Genomic DNA, 20,310 nt, shown 5'->3' on the forward strand with positions numbered 1-20,310 from the left:
GCTGGCAATGAAGCGCCAGCCTGTCATGGTCGCAGCGTTATGCGCCTGATCGTCTCCTTTGCCGCCCTGTTCCTGTCCGTCATCCTGCTGCAGCTGTCCACCGGAGGCGTCGGCCCGCTCGATGCCATCTCGGGCCTGACGCTCAACTTCACCAAGGAACAAATCGGCCTCCTCGGCTCGGCCCATTTCTTCGGCTTCTTCATTGGCTGCTGGTGGGCGCCGCGGCTGATGGGCAATGTCGGCCATTCCCGCGCCTTTGCAGTCTGCACCGCGCTTGGGGCGATGGGCCTTTTGGGCCACACGCTGACCGAAAATCCCTATGCCTGGGCGGTGATGCGGATCGCCTCCGGCCTCTGCGTGGCCGGAGCCTATACAGTGATTGAGGCCTGGCTGAACGCCAAAGTCACCAATGAAAACCGCGGCCGGGCCATGGGCACCTATCGGATTGCCGACATGAGCGCCTCGCTGGCGGCGCAGCTGATCATCGCGGTGCTGCCGCCTGCGGTTTACATCTCCTATAATCTGCTGGCTGTGGTGTGCTGTGCGGCCCTGCTGCCGCTCACGCTGACCAAGGCCAGCCAGCCGGAAACCCCCGACGCTCCACGGCTGCGGCCCAAGCTGGCATGGCGCTGCTCGCCGCTGGCGGTGGCCGGCGTGATCGTGTCGGCGCTCAGCTCCGCCTCCTTCCGGATGGTCGGCCCGGTCTATGGCCAGGAGGTTGGGCTGGAGATCGGCCAGATCGCCTTCTTCCTTGCCTCTTTCGTCCTGGGCGGCGCGCTGGCGCAGTATCCAATGGGCTGGCTCGCCGACAAATACGACCGCCGCTGGGTGCTGATCTGGCTGTCCAGCATCGCCATCCTCAGCTGCGGCATTACCATGGCTGCCAGCGGCACAGGCACCCTGGGTGTGATGCTGGCAGCCGGCTTCTTCGGCTTCACCACCTTCCCGATCTTCTCGGTCTCCGCCGCCCACGCCAACGACTTTGCAACCTCCGCCGAACGGGTTGAGCTGTCGGCGGCGCTGATGTTCTGGTACGCGCTTGGCGCCATCGCCTCGCCCTATGTGTCCTCCGCGCTGATCGACAGCTTCGGCCCGGCGGCCCTGTTTGCCTATGTCGCCTGCGGCCACGTGGCTCTGATCGCTTTTGGCCTCAGCCGGATGAAAGTCCGCGCCAGCCCCGCAGAGCGCACCAATTATGTCTATGCGCCGCGGACATCTTTCACCATCGGGCGCCTGCTGAAACGCTCGCGCGAGGGGCGTGAATAAAGGTCAGCTTTACTGTCCGAATGTTTCGCGCGCGAAACATTCGGACAGAACCATTGACCCTTTAAAGGTTTGTTTACGAACAGCTTTCAAAGCCAAGAACTGCAGCGGCGGCAGTGGCGTGCACATTGCCTGGCCCGCAGAGGGCGGAGAAATTGCCCGCCCGCCCTGCCGCTGCGCCCGGCCCGTCGCACAGCAGGGGTTTCCGCCGCCCGCGCCATGCGCTAGACGGGCCTTTGACGCATTACCTGGATGGATGGCATGGCACGTATTCTGATCACTTCGGCGCTTCCCTACATCAACGGGATCAAGCATCTGGGCAACCTGGTGGGCAGCCAGTTGCCGGCAGATCTTTACGCCCGTTACAACCGGGGCCGCGGGAATGAGGTGATGTTCCTCTGCGCCACCGACGAACACGGAACGCCGGCAGAACTGGCTGCCGCCAAGGCAGGTAAGCCGGTTGCGGACTACTGCGCCGAAATGCACGAAGTGCAGACGGATATCGCGCAGCGCTTCGGCCTGTCCTTCGACCATTACGGCCGCTCCTCCAGCCCGCAGAACCATGCGCTGACCCAGCATTTTGCAGGCAAGCTGGCGGACGCCGGGCTGATCTCCGAAGTCAGTGAAAAGCAGGTCTACTCCAATGCCGATGGCCGCTTCCTGCCCGACCGCTATATCGAGGGCACTTGCCCCAACTGCGGCTACGAGAAGGCGCGCGGCGACCAGTGCGAGGAATGCACCAAGCAGCTGGACCCCACCGACCTGATCAACCCGCGCTCCGCGATCTCCGGCTCCACAGACCTGGAAGTGCGTGAGACCAAGCACCTGTTCCTGCGCCAGTCGGCGATGCGCGATCAGCTGGATGCCTGGATCGATACCAAGAAGGACTGGCCGGTCCTGACCACCTCCATCGCCAAGAAGTGGCTGCATGACGGCGACGGCCTGCAGGACCGCGGCATCACCCGCGATCTGGACTGGGGTGTGCCGGTCAAGAAGGGCGGCGCCGACTGGCCGGGCATGGAGGGCAAGGTCTTCTATGTCTGGTTCGATGCGCCGATCGAATATATTGCCGCTGCTGGTGAATGGGCCGAAAAGCATGGGCTTGCAGACGCCGACTGGCAGCGCTGGTGGCGCACCGACAAGGGCGCCGAGGACGTCAAATACGTCCAGTTCATGGGCAAGGACAACGTGCCCTTCCACACCCTGTCGTTCCCGGCCACCATTCTGGGCTCGGGCGAGCCGTGGAAGATGGTCGATCACCTGAAGAGCTTCAACTACCTGAACTATGATGGCGGCCAGTTCTCCACCTCGCAGGGCCGCGGCGTGTTCATGGATCAGGCGCTGGAGATCCTGCCCGCCGACTACTGGCGCTGGTGGCTGCTGAGCCATGCACCCGAAAGCTCCGACTCCGAATTCACCTGGGAGAACTTCCAGCAGTCGGTGAACAAGGATCTGGCGGACGTTCTGGGCAACTTCGTCAGCCGCATCACCAAGTTCTGCCGCTCCAAGTTCGGTGAGGAAGTCCCGGAAGGCGGCGAATACGGCGCGCAGGAGCAGGCGCTGATCGACGAGCTGAGCACCCGCATCCGCGCCTATGAAGGCCACATGGAAGCGATGGAAGTGCGTAAATCGGCGCAGGAGCTGCGCGCGATCTGGGTTGCCGGCAATGAATACCTGCAATCCGCCGCCCCCTGGTCGGTGTTCAAGGAAGACCCCGAACGCGCCGCCGCGCAGGTGCGTCTGGGCCTCAATCTGATCCGGCTTTATGCGGTGCTGTCGGCACCGTTCATCCCGCACGCCTCGGACACGCTGATGGCAGCGCTGAACTCGGACGACCGCAGCTGGCCGGAAGACGTGGCGGTGGCGCTTTCCGCCCTGCCCGCAGGCCATGGCTTCACCGTGCCGGAAGTGCTGTTTGCCAAGATCACCGACGAGCAGAGCGAGGAATGGCAGGAGCGTTTCTCCGGCACTCGTGCCTGACGCACCGGACATTGACTGACACGAAGGCCGCCCCGTGGGCGGCCTTTTTTGTTTGCCATCCCATTGCCACTGCGCAGAATTTATTTCCGACTAAAAAACTCGGATTGACATAGGTGAGTAAATAAATCAGGTATACGGCATTCCAGCCAGCCTGACTCGGATCGGGCGAGCCCGAGTGACATTCAATCAACCGAGATCGCCCCCATGCCGACCAGTGCGCGCCGCCCTAGCGGCCCTGATATCAAGGAACCGGAGTCCGAGGACATGCGCCAGTTGTGGCCGCAGGTCTTTGCTCCCTCTCGTGCATTGTCTGGCTTTTGTCTGGAATGGCTTCTGGACAGGGCGGAATTCAGCGATGGGCGCACGTCATGAACCAGATTACTTCCAAACCTGTCCCCACTGAGGCCACCGCCGAGGTGTTCCCGACCTATCACGCCGAGGACCTGACCCGCGGCGGCACCCAGGCCCGTATCCTGTTGAACGGCCAGATCTATTCGCTGCGCATCACCCGCGCAGGCAAGCTGATCCTGACCAAATGAGCGCCGCCTCCCATCCCCGCGGCGGTGTGACCGTCGGCACCCTGTCGGAACTGCCGCCGCTGGAGGCCGGTGCGGTGATCTATCTGCGCCACTGGTTCTCCGGTTCCGAAACCCGCGCGCAGATGCGCCGTGATTTTGAGGTGAACTTCGGCCCGGAAATGGCGGAATCCGCCTTTGAGGCCTTTGGTTACTTGTGCAATTTCTGCGCCGCCCATGGCCGCCGCCCGCTGGTGCGCCACGGCATGACCTGCAACTGCCTGGGCGCTGATGAAAACTGCTTTGCCAACCTGCTCGCCTCAGCCGCGGAGGGCCAGAAGGACGACGCCCATGTTCTCGCCTCGCTGATCGTCACACCGCGTAAGGCGCCGGAACTGGCGAAACTTGCCTCTGACTGCGGGCTGCTGATGCAGCAGATCATGGGGCTGCAGCTGCCTGTGCAGACGGACCGCCCCGCCTCTGCCACCCTTCATTGAACACAGAACAAACCCAAGGACTTAGCTGATGAAATCTGTCTTTCTCGCGGGCACTGCCCTCGCCGGTCTCACCCTTGGCACCACCGCTGCCCTTGCTGCTGACAAAGCCGCGGTGCTGACCAACTACGCCAACATCGCCGAGGCGAAATACCAGGACAGCCTGGCAACAGCGCAGGTGCTGAAGGCCGCCGTTGAGGCGCTGGTGGCGCAACCGTCGGCTGAGAACCTGGAAACCGCCCGCGCCGCCTGGATCGCGGCGCGCGTGCCCTATCAGCAGTCCGAAGTGTTCCGGTTCGGCAATGCCATTGTCGACGACTGGGAAGGCAAAGTGAACGCCTGGCCGCTGGACGAAGGGCTGATCGACTATGTCGACGCTTCCTACGGCGGCCCAACTGACGAAAACACCCTAGCGGCGCTGAATGTGATCGCCAACCCCAGCTTCGAGCTGTCGGGCCAGGCCATCGACGCCACCAAAATCACCCCGGGCCTGCTGGAAGGTGCCCTGCATGAAGCCGACGGGGTCGAGGCAAACGTGGCCACCGGCTACCACGCCATCGAATTCCTGCTTTGGGGCCAGGACCTGAAGGGGACAGAACACGGCGCAGGCGACCGGCCCTGGACCGACTATGCCACGGGCGACACCTGCACCGGCGGCAATTGCGACCGCCGCGGCGAATACCTGCAGGCCGCCACCGACCTGCTGATCTCCGACCTTGAGTGGATCACCGCACAATGGAGCGAGGCCGGCGAGGCCCGCACCGCGCTGCTGGCGGATGAGGACGCAGGCATTACCGCAATGCTGACCGGCATGGGCTCGCTGTCTTATGGCGAGCAGGCGGGCGAGCGGATGCGCCTGGGCCTGATGCTGAACGACCCGGAGGAAGAGCACGACTGCTTCTCCGACAACACCCACAACAGCCACTACTATGACGGGCTGGGCGTGCAGAACGTCTATCTGGGTGAATACGTGCGGGTGAACGGCGAACTGGTGTCCGGCCCCTCCCTGTCTGATCTGGTGACCGCCAAGGACGCGGATCTGGACGCTGAGATGCGCGGCAAGCTGTCCACCACCATGCTGGCGCTCGGCCGCATCAAGACCGCAGCTGAGGCAGGCCTCTCCTATGACCAGATGCTGGCGCAGGGCAATGCGGCCGGCGAAGCGCTGGTGATGGGCGGCGTCAACGGGCTGATCGACCAGACCCGCTCCATTGAGCGTGTGGTTTCCACCCTCAAACTGGACGGTGTTGCCATCGAAGGCTCCGACAGCCTGGACAACCCCGCCGCCGTCTTCAACTGATCGCTTTCAAGCCACAGAAGCACCCCCGTGAAGGGCCGCATTTTCCGCGGCCCTTCATGCGCAGCCAGCAAACACCCGCCAATTCCCTAGTGTTTCACTCTGGATAACCCTTGAATCCCCAGTAATTTTATCAGATATATTTTCCCAACGGAATCACTTGGCCTTTTGCGCCACGGGCAAGGACGCGAGCAGCATGATCGTTTGCCACTGCACACAGATCTCGGATCACGACATCCGCGCCGCCATCGACTGGATGCGAAGCGCCGACCCTGAAACGATTATCACCCCCGGAAAAATCTATCACGCGCTGGGAAAATCCGCCGATTGCGGCGGTTGCATGCCCCTTTTCCTCGACACCATGCGTGCGAGCAGTAAGCTGGAAGTACCTGCGCAGCTTGCGAATTTACGCGCTGGATCAATTCGGGAGAAGAATAATGAAGGGCGACGCCAAGGTTATCGACTATCTGAACAAGGCTCTGCGGCATGAGCTGACGGCGGTCAGCCAGTACTGGCTGCATTACCGGCTGCAGGACGATTGGGGCCTGGGCAGCATGGCCAAGAAAAGCCGCGAGGAAAGCATCGAAGAGATGCAGCACGCGGACAAATTGATTGAAAGGATATTGTTCCTGGGCGGCCACCCGAACCTGCAAAAGCTTGACCCGCTGCGGATCGGCCAGACGCCCAAAGAAACCCTCGAATGCGACCTTGCCGCCGAAGTGGACGCCCGTGCGCTCTACAAGGAAGCCCGCGACGCCTGCAACACCGCAGGCGACTATGTATCCCAGAAGCTGTTTGAAGAGCTGATGGCGGACGAAGAAGGCCATATCGATTTCCTCGAAACGCAGCTTGAACTGCACGACCGGATCGGTGCCGAAAACTATGCCCAGCTCAACGCCACCAAGATGGCAGAGGTTGAAGACTAATTTCACGCTGGCTGCCGCACTTGCGGCGGCCACGCCCCTTGCGGCGCTGGACCTGGCCAGCCGGTACCAGGCAGAGCCGCACCTCTCCCCCCTTCCCCGCACCGATGCCGAACGCGCCCGGATTGCCGCTGCAGTTGCGCCCGCCACGGATTTTTCGGCGTCTGAGCCGTTCGAGGACCTGCCCGCAGGTGCAGCCACGGTGGGCGCCCGTTCGGATGATGAGGCGTTTTCCCAGCATTCCGCCAACCTCAGCTTTGAACAGGAGCTGGAATTCAAGCTCGGCAACGGGCTATTCAAGAAGATCTGGGTGTTCTCGCCCGCCTCCACCAAGGCGTCTGACGGGCTCGGGCCGCTTTATAACGCGCGGTCCTGCCAGCGCTGCCACCTGAAGGACGGGCGCGGCCATGTGCCGGAGCAGCCGGATTATGCCTCCACTTCGATGTTCCTGCGAGTCTCCATCCCAGGCCCTGTGCCGCCGGAGCTGCAGGAGATTACGGACTACATCGGCACCGCCCCGGACCCGCAGTATGGCCGCCAGCTGCAGGATTTTTCCGCCCCCGGCGTCGCGCCGGAATACAGGCTGCGGGTGGAGTATGAGGAATTTGAGGTCGCGCTGTCCGGCGGTGAGACCACCACCCTACGGCGTCCCAGCTACACCGCCGCAAGCCTCGGCTATGGCCCGCTTGCGGAGGGCGCCATGCTGTCGCCCCGCGTAGCGCCGCCAATGATTGGGCTCGGCCTATTGGAGGCGATCCCTGCCACCGACATCCTCGCCCACGCGGATGAAAATGATGCGGATGGCGACGGCATCTCCGGCCGCGCCAATCTGGTCTGGTCGCGGGAGTTCCGCCAGATCATGCTGGGCCGCTTCGGGCTGAAGGCCGGCTCGCCAACCGTTCATGAGCAATCCGCAGGCGCGTTTTCCGGTGACATCGGCATCTCCACCCCGCTGTTCCCGGCCCACGCGGGGGAATGCACGGAGCGGCAGACCGCATGCCAATCCGCCCCGCACGGCGGCGGTGATTCCCGTGAAACCGAGATTGACCAGCCCAATATGGATCTGGTCACTTTCTACAGCCGCAACCTGGGCGTGCCCGCCCGCCGCAACTCCGATGACCCGCAAGTGCTGCGCGGCAAGCAGGTATTCTACAACAGCGGCTGCGCCTCCTGCCATGTGCCGAAATACGTGACCCACCGGCTGGAAGACCGGCCCGAGCAGAGCTTTCAGCTGATTTGGCCGTACTCCGACCTCTTGCTGCACGACATGGGTGAAGGCCTGGCCGACAACCGCCCCGAAGCCCGCGCCACAGGCCGTGAATGGCGCACCGCGCCGCTCTGGGGCGTTGGTCTGACGCAGCAGGTGTCACCCCGTGCCACTTACCTGCACGACGGCCGCGCCCGCACCTTGCTGGAGGCCGTCCTGTGGCATGGCGGCGAGGCGGAAGCCGCGAAGACCCGCGTTGTGGAGCTGCCGCCGCAGGACCGCGCCGCCCTGATTTCTTTCCTGGAGAGCCTCTGATGCGCGTCCTTGCCATTGCCCTGACCCTGGCTGCCGCTCCCGCTGCGGCCTCCGACTTGTCCAGCAGCATCACCGATCAGCTGATCCTCCCGGCGTTTGAGGAGCTGGCAATGGACACGGCAGCGCTGGCGGACGCAGCCAAGGCCGACTGCAACCCGCAATCCGAAGCCCTGCGCGCGGCCTACAGTGAGGCCTTCGACGCCTGGATCGCCGCCAGCCACTACCGTTTTGGGCCGACGGAAACGGACAGCCGCGCCTTTGCGCAGGCCTACTGGCCCGACAGCCGCAGTAAGACGCCCAAAGCGCTGGCCGGTCTGATCCGCAGCGAGGACCCCGGCATCACCGACCCCGCCGCATTTTCCAGCTATTCCATCGCCGCCCGCGGTTTCTATGCGCTGGAATACCTCCTGTATGACCCGGACCTCTCCACCGCCGGCAGCGCGGACTACCGCTGTACCCTGACCCGCGCCATCAGCACGGACATTGCCGCCACTGCGCAGGCCATCAGCCGAGACTGGGCAGAAAACTACGCAGGCGAAATGCGCGCACCGGCCAGCCGCTACCGCAGCGAGGATGAAATCACCCAGGAGCTGCTGAAGGCGCTGACAACCGGTTTGCAGGTGCTGGACGACATGCGGCTGGGCCGCCCGCTGGGCAGCTTTGACAAGCCCCGCCCCAACCGCGCCGAGGCCCGCCGCTCCGGGCGCAGCCTGCGCCATGTTCTGGTGTCGCTGAACGCGATGGAGCCGCTGGCGCTGGCTCTGGCACGGGATGAGGCCGGGTTGAAGGCGGACCTCGCAAAGGGTTTCGGCAAGGTCCGCAGCCGCGCCGAAGCGCTGGATGATCCGGTCTTTGCCGGAGTTGCCGACCCAACCGCCCGCATCCGGATCGAGGCGCTGCGCCAGCAAGTGAAAGACCTCCGCGCGATTGTTTCAGAACGCCTTGGCCCCTCTCTCGGCGTGGCGGCAGGATTCAACGCGCTCGACGGCGACTGACGGAAAGGACCCCGCATGACCTCCCGCCGCGGATTTCTGGCAGGCCTGATGGCCGCCACCCTCGCACCGCAGGCCAGCTGGGCCAGCGCCGGCAGCCCCACCTTCCTGTCGGCGGGCAAGGACGCCAGCGGCGCCTTCCTGCTGGCGGGCCTTACCGGGACAGGACAGATCCTGTTCCGCCACCCACTGCCGGACCGCGGCCATGCAGCTGCCGCGCATCCCGTGCGGCCGGAAGCCGTTGCCTTCGCCCGCCGCCCGGGCCGCTTTGCCGATGTGATCGACTGCCGAACCGGTGCTGCGCTGGCCCGGCTGGAACCGCCCGCCGGGCATCATTTCTACGGCCATGGGGTGTTTTCGCCGGACGGCAGCAGCCTGTTCACCACGGAAAACGACTATGAGAACGCCCGCGGCGTGATCGGTGCCTGGGATGCTGCGGATGGCTACCGCCGCATTGCCGCGTTCTCCTCCGGCGGCATTGGCCCGCATGACATGGCTTTGCGCCGCGATGCGCCCGGGCTGGTGGTGGCAAACGGTGGCATCGAGACCCACCCCGACAGCGGCCGCGCCAAGCTGAACCTGCCTGACATGCGCCCCAACCTCAGCTGCCTGAGCCTGGACGGCGAAGTGCAGGAACAGATGGAACTGCCGCCAGAGCTGCGTCTCAATTCAATCCGCCATCTGTCAGTGCGGGCGGACGGCACCGTTGGTTTCGCCATGCAATGGCAGGGCGATCTGGGTGAACAAGTCCCCACTGCCGGCCTGCACACCCCCGGCGGCGTGCCGCGACTGCTGGCGGAGGACGACGCGCGGGTGCTGAACATGCGGGGCTACGGCGGCTCCATCGCCTTCTGCGCCGACGGCAGCCGGATCGGCGTCACCTCACCGCGGGGCGGGGTGCTGCAAGTGATGGACACAGTGAGCGGCGCGCTGCTGGCAGAACACAGAATGGCAGATGTCTGCGGTCTGGCCGCCTCCGCCGAAGGCTTTACGGCCAGCACCGGCACTGGCCAGTTCTATGCGGTTTCGGATAGCGGCCGGGATGAGGTGCACCACGCGGAATTGGCCTGGGACAACCACCTGATCCCGCTGATCTGAAGCAAAGTTTCCCGGTGCTTCACAGGCGCGCCCGCCACGGCGCGCCTTTTCGTTTTCAAATCCTCCGAAAGTAATACGAAAACGGATGATGACTCTTCGCGCGTGATACGCTACAGAATCGCAGCGAAAGGAAAGCAAATGGATGCCGCAAGCCGTCAGACCGAAATCATCTCTCTGCTGAACCGTCAGGACCGGGTCGAGGTTGAGGATCTCTCGCAACGCTTTGGCGTGTCCTTGCAGACCGTGCGCGCCGATCTGCGCGACCTGTCGGCGCGCGGCGCGCTGTCCCGCGTGCACGGCGGTGCCGTCCGCGTCAGCTCCGCCGCCAGCCAAGGGTACGAGGACCGGCGCAAGCTGAACGCCGGCAACAAGCTGGCGATGGCCGCCCTGGCGGCAGAGCTGATCCCCGACAACTGCTCGCTTTCGCTCAACATCGGCACCTCCACAGAACAGGTGGCCCGCGCCCTGTCCGGCCACAGCGGCCTGACGGTCATGTCCAACAATATAAACATTATCAACATGATGATGGGTGGTCAGGCCAAAGAGCTGATCCTGGCCGGCGGCACCGTGCGGCAAAGTGACGGTGCCATCGTGGGCCAAGATGCTGTGGACTTTTTCTCCCGCTACAAGGTGGATTTCGCGGTTATCGGCGCCTCAGCTTTGGATGCCGACGGCGCGGTGATGGATCACGATGCCCGCGAGGTATCTGTCGCCCGCGCAATCCTGAAAAACGCACGGCAGAAGGTGCTGGTCTGCGACGGCAGCAAGTTCGACCGCTCCGCCCCGGTGCGGATCTGCGACCTCTCCGATCTCGACGTGGTGATCACCGACCGCCCGGTTCCCGCAGAATTTGCCGAGGCCGCGCAGGCCTCCGGCACCCGCATCCTGACCGCAGGACAAAACGAAAGCAGCGAAAATGACTGACACGCCTGTAACAGACCTTTTCATCATCGGCGGCGGCATCAACGGCTGCGGCATCGCCCGCGACGCCGCCGGCCGCGGCTTGTCGGTGACGCTGGCAGAGATGAACGACCTGGCCTCGGCCACCTCCTCTGCCTCAACCAAGCTGTTCCACGGCGGTTTGCGGTACCTCGAATATTTCGAGTTCCGCCTGGTACGCGAGGCGCTGATCGAGCGCGAAGTGCTGTTGAAAGCGATGCCGCATATCTCCTGGCCGATGCGGTTCGTGCTGCCGTTCCACAAGGACATGCGGTTCGACAGCGAGACGCCGACGTCCAAGCTGCTCACCACTTTCATGCCCTGGATGAAGGGCCGCCGCCCGGCCTGGCTGATCCGGCTGGGGCTGTTCCTCTACGACTCGCTTGGCAAGCGCGGCATCCTGCCCGGCACCGCGAAGCTGGATCTGGAGGCCGACCCGGCGGGCAGACCGCTCAGGGACAAGTTCAAGACCGCCTTTGAATATTCCGACTGCTGGATCGAGGACGCCCGCCTGGTCGTCCTGAACGCCCGCGACGCCCAGGCCCGCGGCGCCGAGATCCTGACCCGGACCAAGGTGCTGGCCGCTGAACGCCATGCGGACCACTGGGTGATCACCCTGCAGGATCAGGCCAGCGGCGAAACCCATCAGCGCCGCGCGAAAATGCTGATCAACGCGGGCGGGCCCTGGGTCGCCGATGTGCTGCATCAGAAGCTGGGCCAGAACAGCCGCGAGAACATCCGCCTGGTGCGCGGCAGCCATATCGTGGTGCCGAAGCTGTTTGACCACGGGCGCTGCTACTTCTTCCAGGGAACCGACGGGCGGATCATCTTTGCCATTCCCTATGAGGAAGACTTCACCCTCATCGGCACAACGGACAGCGACCACTCCGATCCGGACACCGCGCCGGAATACACCACAGAGGAGCAGGACTATCTGATTGATTTTGCATCAGGATATTTCAATCAGCCGCTCAAGCGCGAGGATATTGTCTGGACCTATTCCGGCGTGCGCCCGCTTTATGACGACGGCGCCAGCTCTGCCACCGCGGCGACCCGCGAATATGTGCTGACACTGGATCAGGCACAGGCGCCCCTCTTGAATGTCTTCGGCGGCAAAATCACTACCTACCGCAAACTGGCGGAGGCGGCGCTAGCCAAGATCGGCAAAGTGTTCCCGCAACTGCCCGCGGACTGGACCGCAGGCGTGGCCCTGCCCGGCGGCGATTTCGCGGTGGCGGATGTGGAAAAGCTGCGCACCAAACTGGCGGCGGATTACCCGTTCCTGACGCCCTATTGGACCCGCCGCCTGATCCGCGCCTATGGCACCGAGGCCTGGGCGGTTCTGGGCGAGGCCAAATCCGCCGCTGATATGGGGCAGGACTTCGGGGCGACGATCACCGCGCGGGAACTGGACTGGGCAATTGCCCGCGAATGGGTACGGACCGGAGACGACTACCTGTGGCGGCGCACCAAGCTGGGACTGCGGCTGGATGAAGCCCAGCGCGCCGCGGTGGATGCCTATATTCAAGGCAAAGCGGCGCAGTTGGCGGCATAACTCAAAGGGCGGCGCCCGGCCCGGCGGGGTGGAAGCGAAGCGCCCGCCCCGTGGGGGCGGGACGGGCGCTGCCCGGCGTGCCGCCGGGCAGGACATTCTGAAAGGGTCTTAAAACTCTACGCCCTTCTGCGCCTTCACGCCGGCGCGGAACGGGTGTTTGATCTGGCCCATCTCGGTCACCAGATCGGCGATCTCGATCAGCTCTTCCTTAGCGTTGCGGCCGGTCAGCACCACATGGGTCATCGGCGGCTTCTGCTCGACCAGGAACTCCAGCACCTCCTCCAGATCCAGGTACTCATAGCGCAGCGCGATGTTGATCTCATCCAAGAGCACCATGGTAATGCGCTCGTCCAGGATCATCTCCTTGGCCTTCTCCCAGCCCTTCTGCGCGGCGGCAATGTCGCGCGCCTTGTCCTGGGTTTCCCAGGTAAAGCCCTCGCCCATCGCATAGAACTGGCAGAGATCGCTGAAGTTCTCCTCGATCAGGGTGCGCTCGCCGGTCTGCCAGGCGCCCTTGATAAACTGCACCACCGCAGACGGCATCCCATGCGCAATGCAGCGCATGATCATACCAAAGCCCGAGGAAGATTTGCCCTTGCCCGGCCCGGTGTGAACGATGATCAGGCCCTTCTCGCCCTCCTTGGTCTTCATCATCCGGTCGCGCGCCGCCTTCTTCTTGGCCATTTTGGACGCGTGACGGGCGGCTTCTTCTTCTGAAATGCCGGTTTCGGACTTTTCGCTCATGGGGGCTCTCCAGCTGTTTGACCCCATGTCTTGACAAAGAAGCCCGCCATAGCGCAAGGGGGTTCAGCTGGTTCCTGTGAAAACAGGCGAAGAGGGAATGTGAAGGCCTTGCCAAGGCTCAAGCACAGCCGCCCCCGCGACCGTGACCGGATGAGGCCGCCATGCCACTGGGAATACGTCCCGGGAAGGCAGGATGGCCGGCAAGGCCTGAGCGCCTTGGCATCCGCAAGCCGGGAGACCTGCCAGCTAGAGAGAGATCAACGGGCAGACGGGGTGTTCTGCGACCGGGTGAGGGGCTGGCACGATACAGCTCCTTTCTGGCCATCCCGCACGCCCTGCCGCGACAGGAGACGCGCTGATGGCTGACGATATGGCAGGCAAGACTGCCAGCACCCAGGGACCGGTCACGCTGACCGTTTGCCTCACCTGCCGCCGCGAGGGCGCCGACCCGGAGGCCGCCCGCCCCGGCGCCATCCTGCACGCAGCCCTGGAAGAAGCCGGAATGCCCGAAGGCGTTCGCCTGCGCGGCGTCGAATGCCTGTCCTCCTGCAAGCGCGGCTGCGCCGTGGCCTTGGTCGGCGGCGAAGAACGCTGGACCTATGTCTACGGCGACCTCGACCCGGACCAGCATGTCCCTGAAATTCTGGAAGGCGCCGCAGCCTATGCCGCCACTACCGATGGCGTCGTTCCATGGCGCGAGCGCCCGCAGACCTTCCGCAAGCAATCTGTTGCCCGCATCCCGCCGGCCAAGTTCTTCTCCGAGGAGTAATCATGAGCGACCTCAACAAGATCCCCGTCACCGTCATCACCGGCTTCCTCGGTGCGGGCAAGACCACGCTGATCCGCCACCTGATGCAGAACCCGCAGGGCAAGCGCCTGGCGGTTGTGGTCAATGAATTCGGCACCGCCGGTGTGGATGGCGACATCCTGAAATCCTGCGCCGATGAAAATTGCCCGGCGGAGAACATCATGGAGCTGGCCAACGGCTGCATCTGCTGCACCGTGGCGGATGACTTCATCCCCACCATCGAACAACTGATGGACCTGCCGGAAAAGCCCGATCACATCGTGATCGAGACCTCCGGTCTGGCGCTGCCCAAGCCGCTGCTCAAGGCCTTCGACTGGCCCGCCATCCGCTCGCGCATCACCGTGGACGGCGTGATTGCGCTGGCCGATGCCGAGGCCGTTGCAAAGGGCCAGTTCGCCCCTGACCTGGACGCCGTGCAGGCCCAGCGCGAGGCGGACGACAGCATCGACCACGAAACCCCGCTGTCTGAGGTGTTCGAGGACCAGATCTCCTGCGCCGACATCGTGCTTCTGTCCAAGGCCGACCTGGCCGGCGACGCAGGCGTCGAGAAGGCCCGCGCGGTGATCGAGGCCGAAGCGCCGCGCAAGCTGCCGATCCTGCCGATGAGCGAAGGCGTCATCGACCCGCGCATCATCCTGGGCCTGAATGCCGCTGCCGAGGACGATCTGGAGGCCCGCCCCAGCCACCACGACGGCCACCACGACCACGAGCATGACGATTTTGAAAGCATCGTTGTCGAAATGGGCGAAGTCTCCGACCCCGAAGCGCTGCAGAATGCTATCGTGAAACTCGCCCGCGAGCGCAATATCCTGCGCGTCAAAGGCTATGTCGCGGTGGAGGGAAAACCGATGCGGATGCTGGTTCAGGCCGTGGGCGAGCGCCTGCGCGCCCAGTATGATCAGCCCTGGGGTGCGCAGCCGCGCAAGACCGCCCTGGTGGTCATCGCCGAGCATGACGACATCGACGAACAGGCCATCCGCGCCGAGCTGGGGGCCTGAAGCTGATGCCCCAAGGCGAAACTTCAAACGTTTCGCCCGGCGGTAACGCCGGGCAGCGCCCGACCTCCCACACGGGAGGGCGCTTCGCTTCCTCCCGAGGCCGGGCACTGCCCTCTGCTCTTCTTTCCGAAAGGGCCTGACCCATGCACGTCGTCTTCCGCGAAAGCCACGGCCTTGACGAGACCGACACCCCGCAAGACCTCGGGCAGACGCCCGCGGACCTTGTGGTGCTGTCCTTCTCCGACAGCGACCTCGGCGCCTTTGCGGCGGGCTGGCACCGCGCGGACGGCAAACTGCCCAGCTTGCGCCTCGCCAACCTGGTGGCGCTCAAGCACCCGTTGTCGGTCGACGTCTACGCGGAACAGACGCTGGAAGGCGCCAAGGGCGTCCTCGTCCGCCTGATTGGCGGCGAAAGCTACTGGTCCTACGGTCTCGCCACCCTGCAGGACCTTGCCCGGCGCAAGGGCTTCGCGCTGGCAATCCTGGCAGCAGACGGCCGCGAGGATGCGCGGCTGGATGAGCTGTCCACCCTGCCAGTCTCCACCCTGCGCCGCCTGCAATCCCTGTGCGACGCCGGCGGCGCCGTCGCTGCTCAGGCGGCGCTTGCACAGCTTTCGCTGGCGGCCGGTCTCTACGCAGGCCCGGTTCTGGGCCTCAAGACCACACCCGAACACGGCTTCTACGACCCAGCTAAAGGCGTGCTTGCGGACCTGCCGCCGCAGGACAAACCGCTGGTGCTGGTGAGCTTCTACCGTTCCTACCTCACCGCTGCCGACACCGCCCCGGTGGATGCCATGATCGAGGAGCTCCGCGCCCGCGGCTATGCGGCCTATGGCGCCTTTGCCGCCAGCCTCAAGGCGCCCACTGCCGCGGACTGGCTGCGCGAAAAACTGCCCTCGCTGAGCCCGGCAGCCATCATCAACGCCACTGCGTTTTCCGCCCAAGGCACCGACGGCAGCGCCTCGCCGCTCTCCGCCACCGGCTGCCCGGTGTTCCAGGTCGCCCTCTCCACCGCACGCAAGAAAGACTGGGCCGAGGCAGACCGCGGCCTTTCCCCCGCTGACCTCGCCATGCACGTGGTGCTGCCCGAGGTCGACGGACGCATCTTTGCCGGCGTCGTCAGCTTCAAGTCGCCGGGCAAGAAAGACCCGGACCTGCAATATTCCCGCTTCGCCCACCGGGCTGATGCAGACCGCATCAAATCTGCCGTGGACCGCGTGGAAGGCTGGCTGCGCCTCGCCAAACTGCCGAATGCGGACAAGCGCCTGGCTCTGATCCTCTCCACCTACCCGAGCCGCGACCACAACCTCGCCCATGCCGTCGGCCTCGACGCGCTGGCCTCCTGCGACGAGATCCTGCGCGAACTGGCGGCCCAGGGCTACGCCGTCGAAGCGCTGGAAAACACCGGTCTGCGGCTGATGGAGGAAACACTCAGCGTCCCGCTGGAGGACTACCGCCAGGCCCTCTCCACGCTGCCGCAAGACCTGCAAAACACCCTGACTGAGGCTTGGGGCAGCCCGGAAGAAGACGCCGATTGCCGCGACGGCGCCTTTCACTTCAAGGCCTTGCGGGCAGGTAACGCCCTGATCGCCCTGCAGCCCGAACGCGGCGAAGTGAAAACTCGCGTCGATGATTACCACGACCTCGACCGCACCCCGCGCCATGCCTATGTCGCCTTTTACCTGTGGCTGCGCGACCAAACCGACGCCCTCGTGCACATCGGCGCCCACGGCACCCTGGAATGGCTGCCGGGCAAGGCAGTCGCCCTCTCCGGCGCCTGCTGGCCCGAGGTGCTGACCGGCCCGCTGCCCGTCGCCTACCCGTTCATCGTCAACGACCCGGGCGAGGCCGCCCAGGCCAAACGCCGCATCGGCGCCGTGACCATCGGCCACTTGCCGCCGCCGCTGGCGCAGACCAACCTGCCCGAGGGCATGGCGCGGCTCGAAAGCCTGCTGGATGAATACTCCACCGCAGACGGCCTGGACCCGGCCCGCCGCGACCGGCTGATCGATGACATCCGGGCAGAGGCGCAAGGCACCGGCGTCGAAGCCGACCTTGGCCTGACGCCGGATACGTCACCGGCTGAGGCCATCACCCGCATCGACGCCTTTGTCTGCGACATCAAGGAAAGCCAGTATGGCGAAGGGCTGCACATCTTCGGCACTGGCCAATGCGGGGCAGAGGAACGCGCCGGGCTGATCGCCGCGCTGGATGGGAAAATCGTCACCCCCGGCCCTTCCGGCTCGCCGTTCCGCGGCCGCGCCGATGTGATCCCGACCGGGCGCAACCTCTTCACAACCGACCCGCGGGCGGTGCCGTCGCGGGCGGCGCATGCGCAAGGGGTCAAACTGGCGGAAGAACTGCTGCGCCGCCACCTTCAGGACCACGGCGACTGGCCCAAGGGGCTGGTGATCGACCTCTGGGGCTCCGCCACCATGCGCACCGCGGGTGAGGAGTTCGCTATGGCGCTGCACCTTGCGGGCCTCGCGCCCAAGTGGGACGAAGGCTCCGAGCGCGTTTCCGGCTTCGAGGTGCTGCCGCTGTCGATGCTGAACCGCCCTAGGATCGACGTGACCTTGCGCGTCTCCGGTCTGTTCCGCGACGTCTTCCCGGGCCTCGCCCAGATGTTCGAAAGTGCCGCTGCTGCACTAGCGGGCCGCGAGGAAACCCAGGCCGACAATCCCTATCTCACTGAGACCCCGCGCGTCTTCGGCCCCAAACCGGGCCAGTACGGCCTGTCGATGAACCCGCATCTGGATGACTACACCGATGCAGCGCGCCAGGCGGCGGGCGAGGCCTGGCTGAATGCCTCCTCCCATGCGATCGACGCCAAGGGCGCAATCACCGACGCCCGCGAAGCGCTGGAAACCCGCCTGCAGGGCGCCGACAGCTTTGTGCACCTGCAGGACCTGCCGGAAACCGACCTGCTGGTCGCGTCTGACTACGCCGCGCATGAGGCCGGCTTTGCCGCCGCAATGGCGCGCATCGGCCAAGCAACACCGGCGCTCTACCACCTCGACGCCACACGGCCCGACAAGCCGCAGGCACGTTCCCTGGGCGAAGAAATCGCCCGCGTCACCCGCGCCCGCGCCGCCAATCCGGACTGGGCCACCTCAATGATGAGTCACGGCTTCCGCGGCGCGGCGGAAATCGCCGCGACGCTCGATCACATGGCTGCCTTCGCGCATCTGGCCCAGGTGGTGCAGCCGCATCTGTTCGACCTCTACTTCGAGGCCACCCTGGGCCGCGACGATCTGGTGGCGTTCATGGAGCACGAAAACCCCGAAGCGCTCGCCGCCATGCGTGACCGCTTCCGCGCCCTGTTTGATGCAGGCCTCTGGAGCACACGGCGCAACTCGATCATGGCAGAGCTGGAGGGCGCCGCATGAGTGCCGCTGCCGCCCCCAAGGTCTACGGCTGGTGCCCCGGCGCCCTGCGGCCAATGATGTCCGGCGACGGGCTGGTGGTGCGGGTGCGCGCGCCAATGGGTAAACTGACCGCTGCCCAAGCGCGCGGTGTGGCAAGGCTTTCTGAAGAGTTTGGTAACGGCCTACTGGATATCTCTGCCCGCGCCAACTTGCAGATGCGCGGCATCCGCGAAGAGGCACATGAGGAGCTGATCGGCGCCCTACGCGATCTCGGCTTCATCGACCCGGACGCAAGCGCCGAAGCCCGCCGCAATGTCCTGCTCGCGCCGTTCTGGACGGCGGGCGACGACACCCACGCCATCGCAGCAGCGCTCAGCGCCGCGCTGACCGCGGCAACAGACCTTAAACTGCCCGGCAAGTTCGGCTTTGCCGTCGACTGCGGCTCGGAACCCGTCCTGCAAGACACCGCTGCCGATATCCGCATCGAACGCTCTGACAGCACCCTGATCCTGCGCGCTGACGGCGCTGAAATCGGCCTGCCCGTCACACGTGAATCCGCTGTCCCCGAAGCTCTCGCCCTGGCCCGCTGGTTCCTGAAACAGGGCGGCGCGCCCGAGGGACGCGGCCGGATGCACCGTCTCATTGCGCGCCGCGGGCCGCCAGCGGCACATGCCGCACCGGTGGCAAGAACCGCTTTCATCGCAAAGCCGGGCACTGTGTCCGCAGGAACTCTCGCGGCGCTGGAATTCGGCCAGATGCCCGCCGCAACGCTGGCACAGTTGGCAGGCCACGGCGATATCCGCCTCACCCCCTGGCGCGCGCTTCTGGTGGAAGGCGCGGAAAGCCTGCCGCCCCTGCCCGGCCTGATCCTGGATGCAACGGATCCGCGCCTGCAAGTCGTCGCTTGCACCGGGGCGCCCGGCTGCCTGCAGGCGCTGTCTGCAACCCGTGATCTGGCCCGTGACCTAGCGCCGCACGTTCCCTCGGGGACCAAACTTCATATTTCCGGCTGCACCAAAGGCTGTGCCTGCCCGGGCACCGCACCGCTGACACTGACCGCAACCGGCGAAAACGAATTCTCCCTGATCCGCAATGGCACTGCCGCGGATCAGCCGCTAAAGACCCGCCTGAGCGCCGACGCGTTGCGCGCCGCTCCCGAACTTCTGAAAGAGGGCAGCTGACATGCTCCACACCTATGAAACCAACGGCGCCGCGATCTACGCCGAAAGCTTTGCCACCATCCGCCGCGAAGCCGATCTGGCGCGCTTCAACAAGGACGAGGAAAGCGTCGTTGTCCGCATGATCCACGCCGCCGGCATGGTGGGGCTGGAAGAGCACGTGCGCTTCTCAGAAGGCATGGCCGAGATCGCCCGCGCAGCCCTGGCGAACGGCGCGCCGATCCTCTGCGATGCCTATATGGTGAGCGAAGGCATCACCCGCCCGCGCCTGCCCGCGGACAATGAGGTAATCTGCACACTGCGCGACCCCAAGGTGCCGGAGCTGGCCAAGGAAATGTCCAACACCCGTTCCGCCGCCGCACTGGAGCTGTGGCGCCCGAAACTGGACGGCGCCGTCGTGGCCATCGGCAACGCCCCCACCGCACTGTTTCATCTGCTGAACATGCTGAAGGACCCGGCCTGCCCCCGCCCCGCCGCCATCATCGGCTGTCCCGTGGGCTTTGTCGGCGCGATGGAATCCAAGGACGCGCTGATGGAGGACCTGCCGGTCCCGTCGATGATCGTGAAGGGCCGTCTGGGCGGCTCCGCCATCACCGTTGCGGCGGTGAACGCACTGGCAAGCTGGAAAGAGTAACG

18 protein-coding genes and 1 riboswitch are annotated in these 20,310 nt (G+C 65.0%); of the genes, 17 read left to right on the forward strand and 1 reads right to left on the reverse strand.

All coding sequences use genetic code 11. The features are described 5' to 3' along the window. Positions 1–39: 39 nt before the first annotated feature. From GC1_RS14425 to glpD, 12 genes are all read left to right on the forward strand, one after another. Positions 40–1,266 carry an MFS transporter gene (locus GC1_RS14425; protein WP_019297513.1) on the forward strand — a complete coding sequence of 409 codons (1,227 nt, stop codon included), beginning with the start codon at positions 40–42 and terminating at the stop codon, positions 1,264–1,266. Positions 1,267–1,524: 258 nt separating this feature from the next. Continuing rightward, entirely contained in the window at positions 1,525–3,243 is a 1,719-nt protein-coding gene (gene metG / locus GC1_RS14430; RefSeq protein WP_029204949.1) for a methionine--tRNA ligase, read from the forward strand. 368 nt (positions 3,244–3,611) lie between these two features. Then, positions 3,612–3,782, forward strand: coding sequence for a hemin uptake protein HemP (hemP, locus tag GC1_RS22210; RefSeq protein ID WP_019297511.1), 171 nt, complete (start codon positions 3,612–3,614; stop codon positions 3,780–3,782). Beyond that, on the forward strand, positions 3,779–4,255 hold the full coding sequence (locus GC1_RS14435) for a hypothetical protein (RefSeq protein ID WP_019297510.1): 477 nt from the start codon (positions 3,779–3,781) through the stop codon (positions 4,253–4,255). Before hemP ends, GC1_RS14435 begins: the two co-directional genes overlap by 4 nt. Positions 4,256–4,283: 28 nt before the next feature. Then, on the forward strand, positions 4,284–5,552 hold the full coding sequence (locus GC1_RS14440; protein ID WP_019297509.1) for an imelysin family protein: 1,269 nt from the start codon (positions 4,284–4,286) through the stop codon (positions 5,550–5,552). A gap of 193 nt (positions 5,553–5,745) precedes the next feature. Further along, the gene (locus GC1_RS22215) at positions 5,746–6,039 is read left to right on the forward strand and encodes a (2Fe-2S)-binding protein (protein ID WP_082008958.1); all 294 of its coding nucleotides are present in this window, start codon (positions 5,746–5,748) and stop codon (positions 6,037–6,039) included. After that, a complete protein-coding gene (gene bfr, locus GC1_RS14445) occupies positions 5,987–6,475 on the forward strand; it encodes a bacterioferritin (protein ID WP_019297508.1) in 489 nt (162 codons plus the stop codon). Before GC1_RS22215 ends, bfr begins: the two co-directional genes overlap by 53 nt. Beyond that, positions 6,465–7,994 (forward strand): di-heme oxidoreductase family protein, encoded by a 1,530-nt coding sequence (locus tag GC1_RS14450; protein WP_019297507.1) that lies wholly within the window; start codon positions 6,465–6,467, stop codon positions 7,992–7,994. Before bfr ends, GC1_RS14450 begins: the two co-directional genes overlap by 11 nt. After that, the gene (locus GC1_RS14455) at positions 7,994–8,989 is read left to right on the forward strand and encodes an imelysin family protein (RefSeq protein WP_019297506.1); all 996 of its coding nucleotides are present in this window, start codon (positions 7,994–7,996) and stop codon (positions 8,987–8,989) included. The genes GC1_RS14450 and GC1_RS14455 overlap by 1 nt, the downstream gene beginning before the upstream one ends. A 15-nt stretch (positions 8,990–9,004) precedes the next feature. After that, positions 9,005–10,084 (forward strand): DUF1513 domain-containing protein, encoded by a 1,080-nt coding sequence (locus tag GC1_RS14460; RefSeq protein WP_019297505.1) that lies wholly within the window; start codon positions 9,005–9,007, stop codon positions 10,082–10,084. A 138-nt stretch (positions 10,085–10,222) separates the two neighbouring features. Next, positions 10,223–11,008 (forward strand): DeoR/GlpR family DNA-binding transcription regulator, encoded by a 786-nt coding sequence (locus GC1_RS14465; RefSeq protein ID WP_019297504.1) that lies wholly within the window; start codon positions 10,223–10,225, stop codon positions 11,006–11,008. Next, positions 11,001–12,578, forward strand: a complete 1,578-nt coding sequence (gene glpD / locus GC1_RS14470) for a glycerol-3-phosphate dehydrogenase (protein ID WP_019297503.1) — start codon at positions 11,001–11,003, stop codon at positions 12,576–12,578. The genes GC1_RS14465 and glpD overlap by 8 nt, the downstream gene beginning before the upstream one ends. Positions 12,579–12,686: 108 nt before the next feature. Here glpD and cobO read toward each other — a convergent pair whose 3' ends face one another. After that, entirely contained in the window at positions 12,687–13,322 is a 636-nt protein-coding gene (cobO, locus tag GC1_RS14475) for a cob(I)yrinic acid a,c-diamide adenosyltransferase (RefSeq protein WP_019298452.1), read from the reverse strand. Between the two features lie 51 nt (positions 13,323–13,373). Continuing rightward, positions 13,374–13,583, forward strand: a riboswitch (cobalamin riboswitch). 97 nt (positions 13,584–13,680) lie between these two features. Between cobO and GC1_RS14480 the strand changes: the two genes are divergently transcribed. The 5 genes from GC1_RS14480 (at position 13,681) to GC1_RS14500 (ending at position 20,308) form a co-directional block, all read left to right on the forward strand. Continuing rightward, positions 13,681–14,091, forward strand: a complete 411-nt coding sequence (locus tag GC1_RS14480; RefSeq protein ID WP_019298451.1) for a DUF1636 family protein — start codon at positions 13,681–13,683, stop codon at positions 14,089–14,091. A gap of 2 nt (positions 14,092–14,093) precedes the next feature. Continuing rightward, positions 14,094–15,128 (forward strand): cobalamin biosynthesis protein CobW, encoded by a 1,035-nt coding sequence (cobW, locus tag GC1_RS14485; RefSeq protein ID WP_019298450.1) that lies wholly within the window; start codon positions 14,094–14,096, stop codon positions 15,126–15,128. 143 nt (positions 15,129–15,271) lie between these two features. After that, positions 15,272–18,517, forward strand: coding sequence for a cobaltochelatase subunit CobN (gene cobN / locus GC1_RS14490; RefSeq protein WP_019298449.1), 3,246 nt, complete (start codon positions 15,272–15,274; stop codon positions 18,515–18,517). Continuing rightward, positions 18,514–19,677, forward strand: a complete 1,164-nt coding sequence (cobG, locus tag GC1_RS14495) for a precorrin-3B synthase (RefSeq protein WP_019298448.1) — start codon at positions 18,514–18,516, stop codon at positions 19,675–19,677. Before cobN ends, cobG begins: the two co-directional genes overlap by 4 nt. A gap of 1 nt (position 19,678) precedes the next feature. Then, a complete protein-coding gene (locus GC1_RS14500; RefSeq protein ID WP_019298447.1) occupies positions 19,679–20,308 on the forward strand; it encodes a precorrin-8X methylmutase in 630 nt (209 codons plus the stop codon). Positions 20,309–20,310: the final 2 nt, after the last annotated feature.

It is taken from the genome of Leisingera sp. ANG1 (assembly GCF_000203975.2).
Lineage (GTDB): Bacteria > Pseudomonadota > Alphaproteobacteria > Rhodobacterales > Rhodobacteraceae > Leisingera.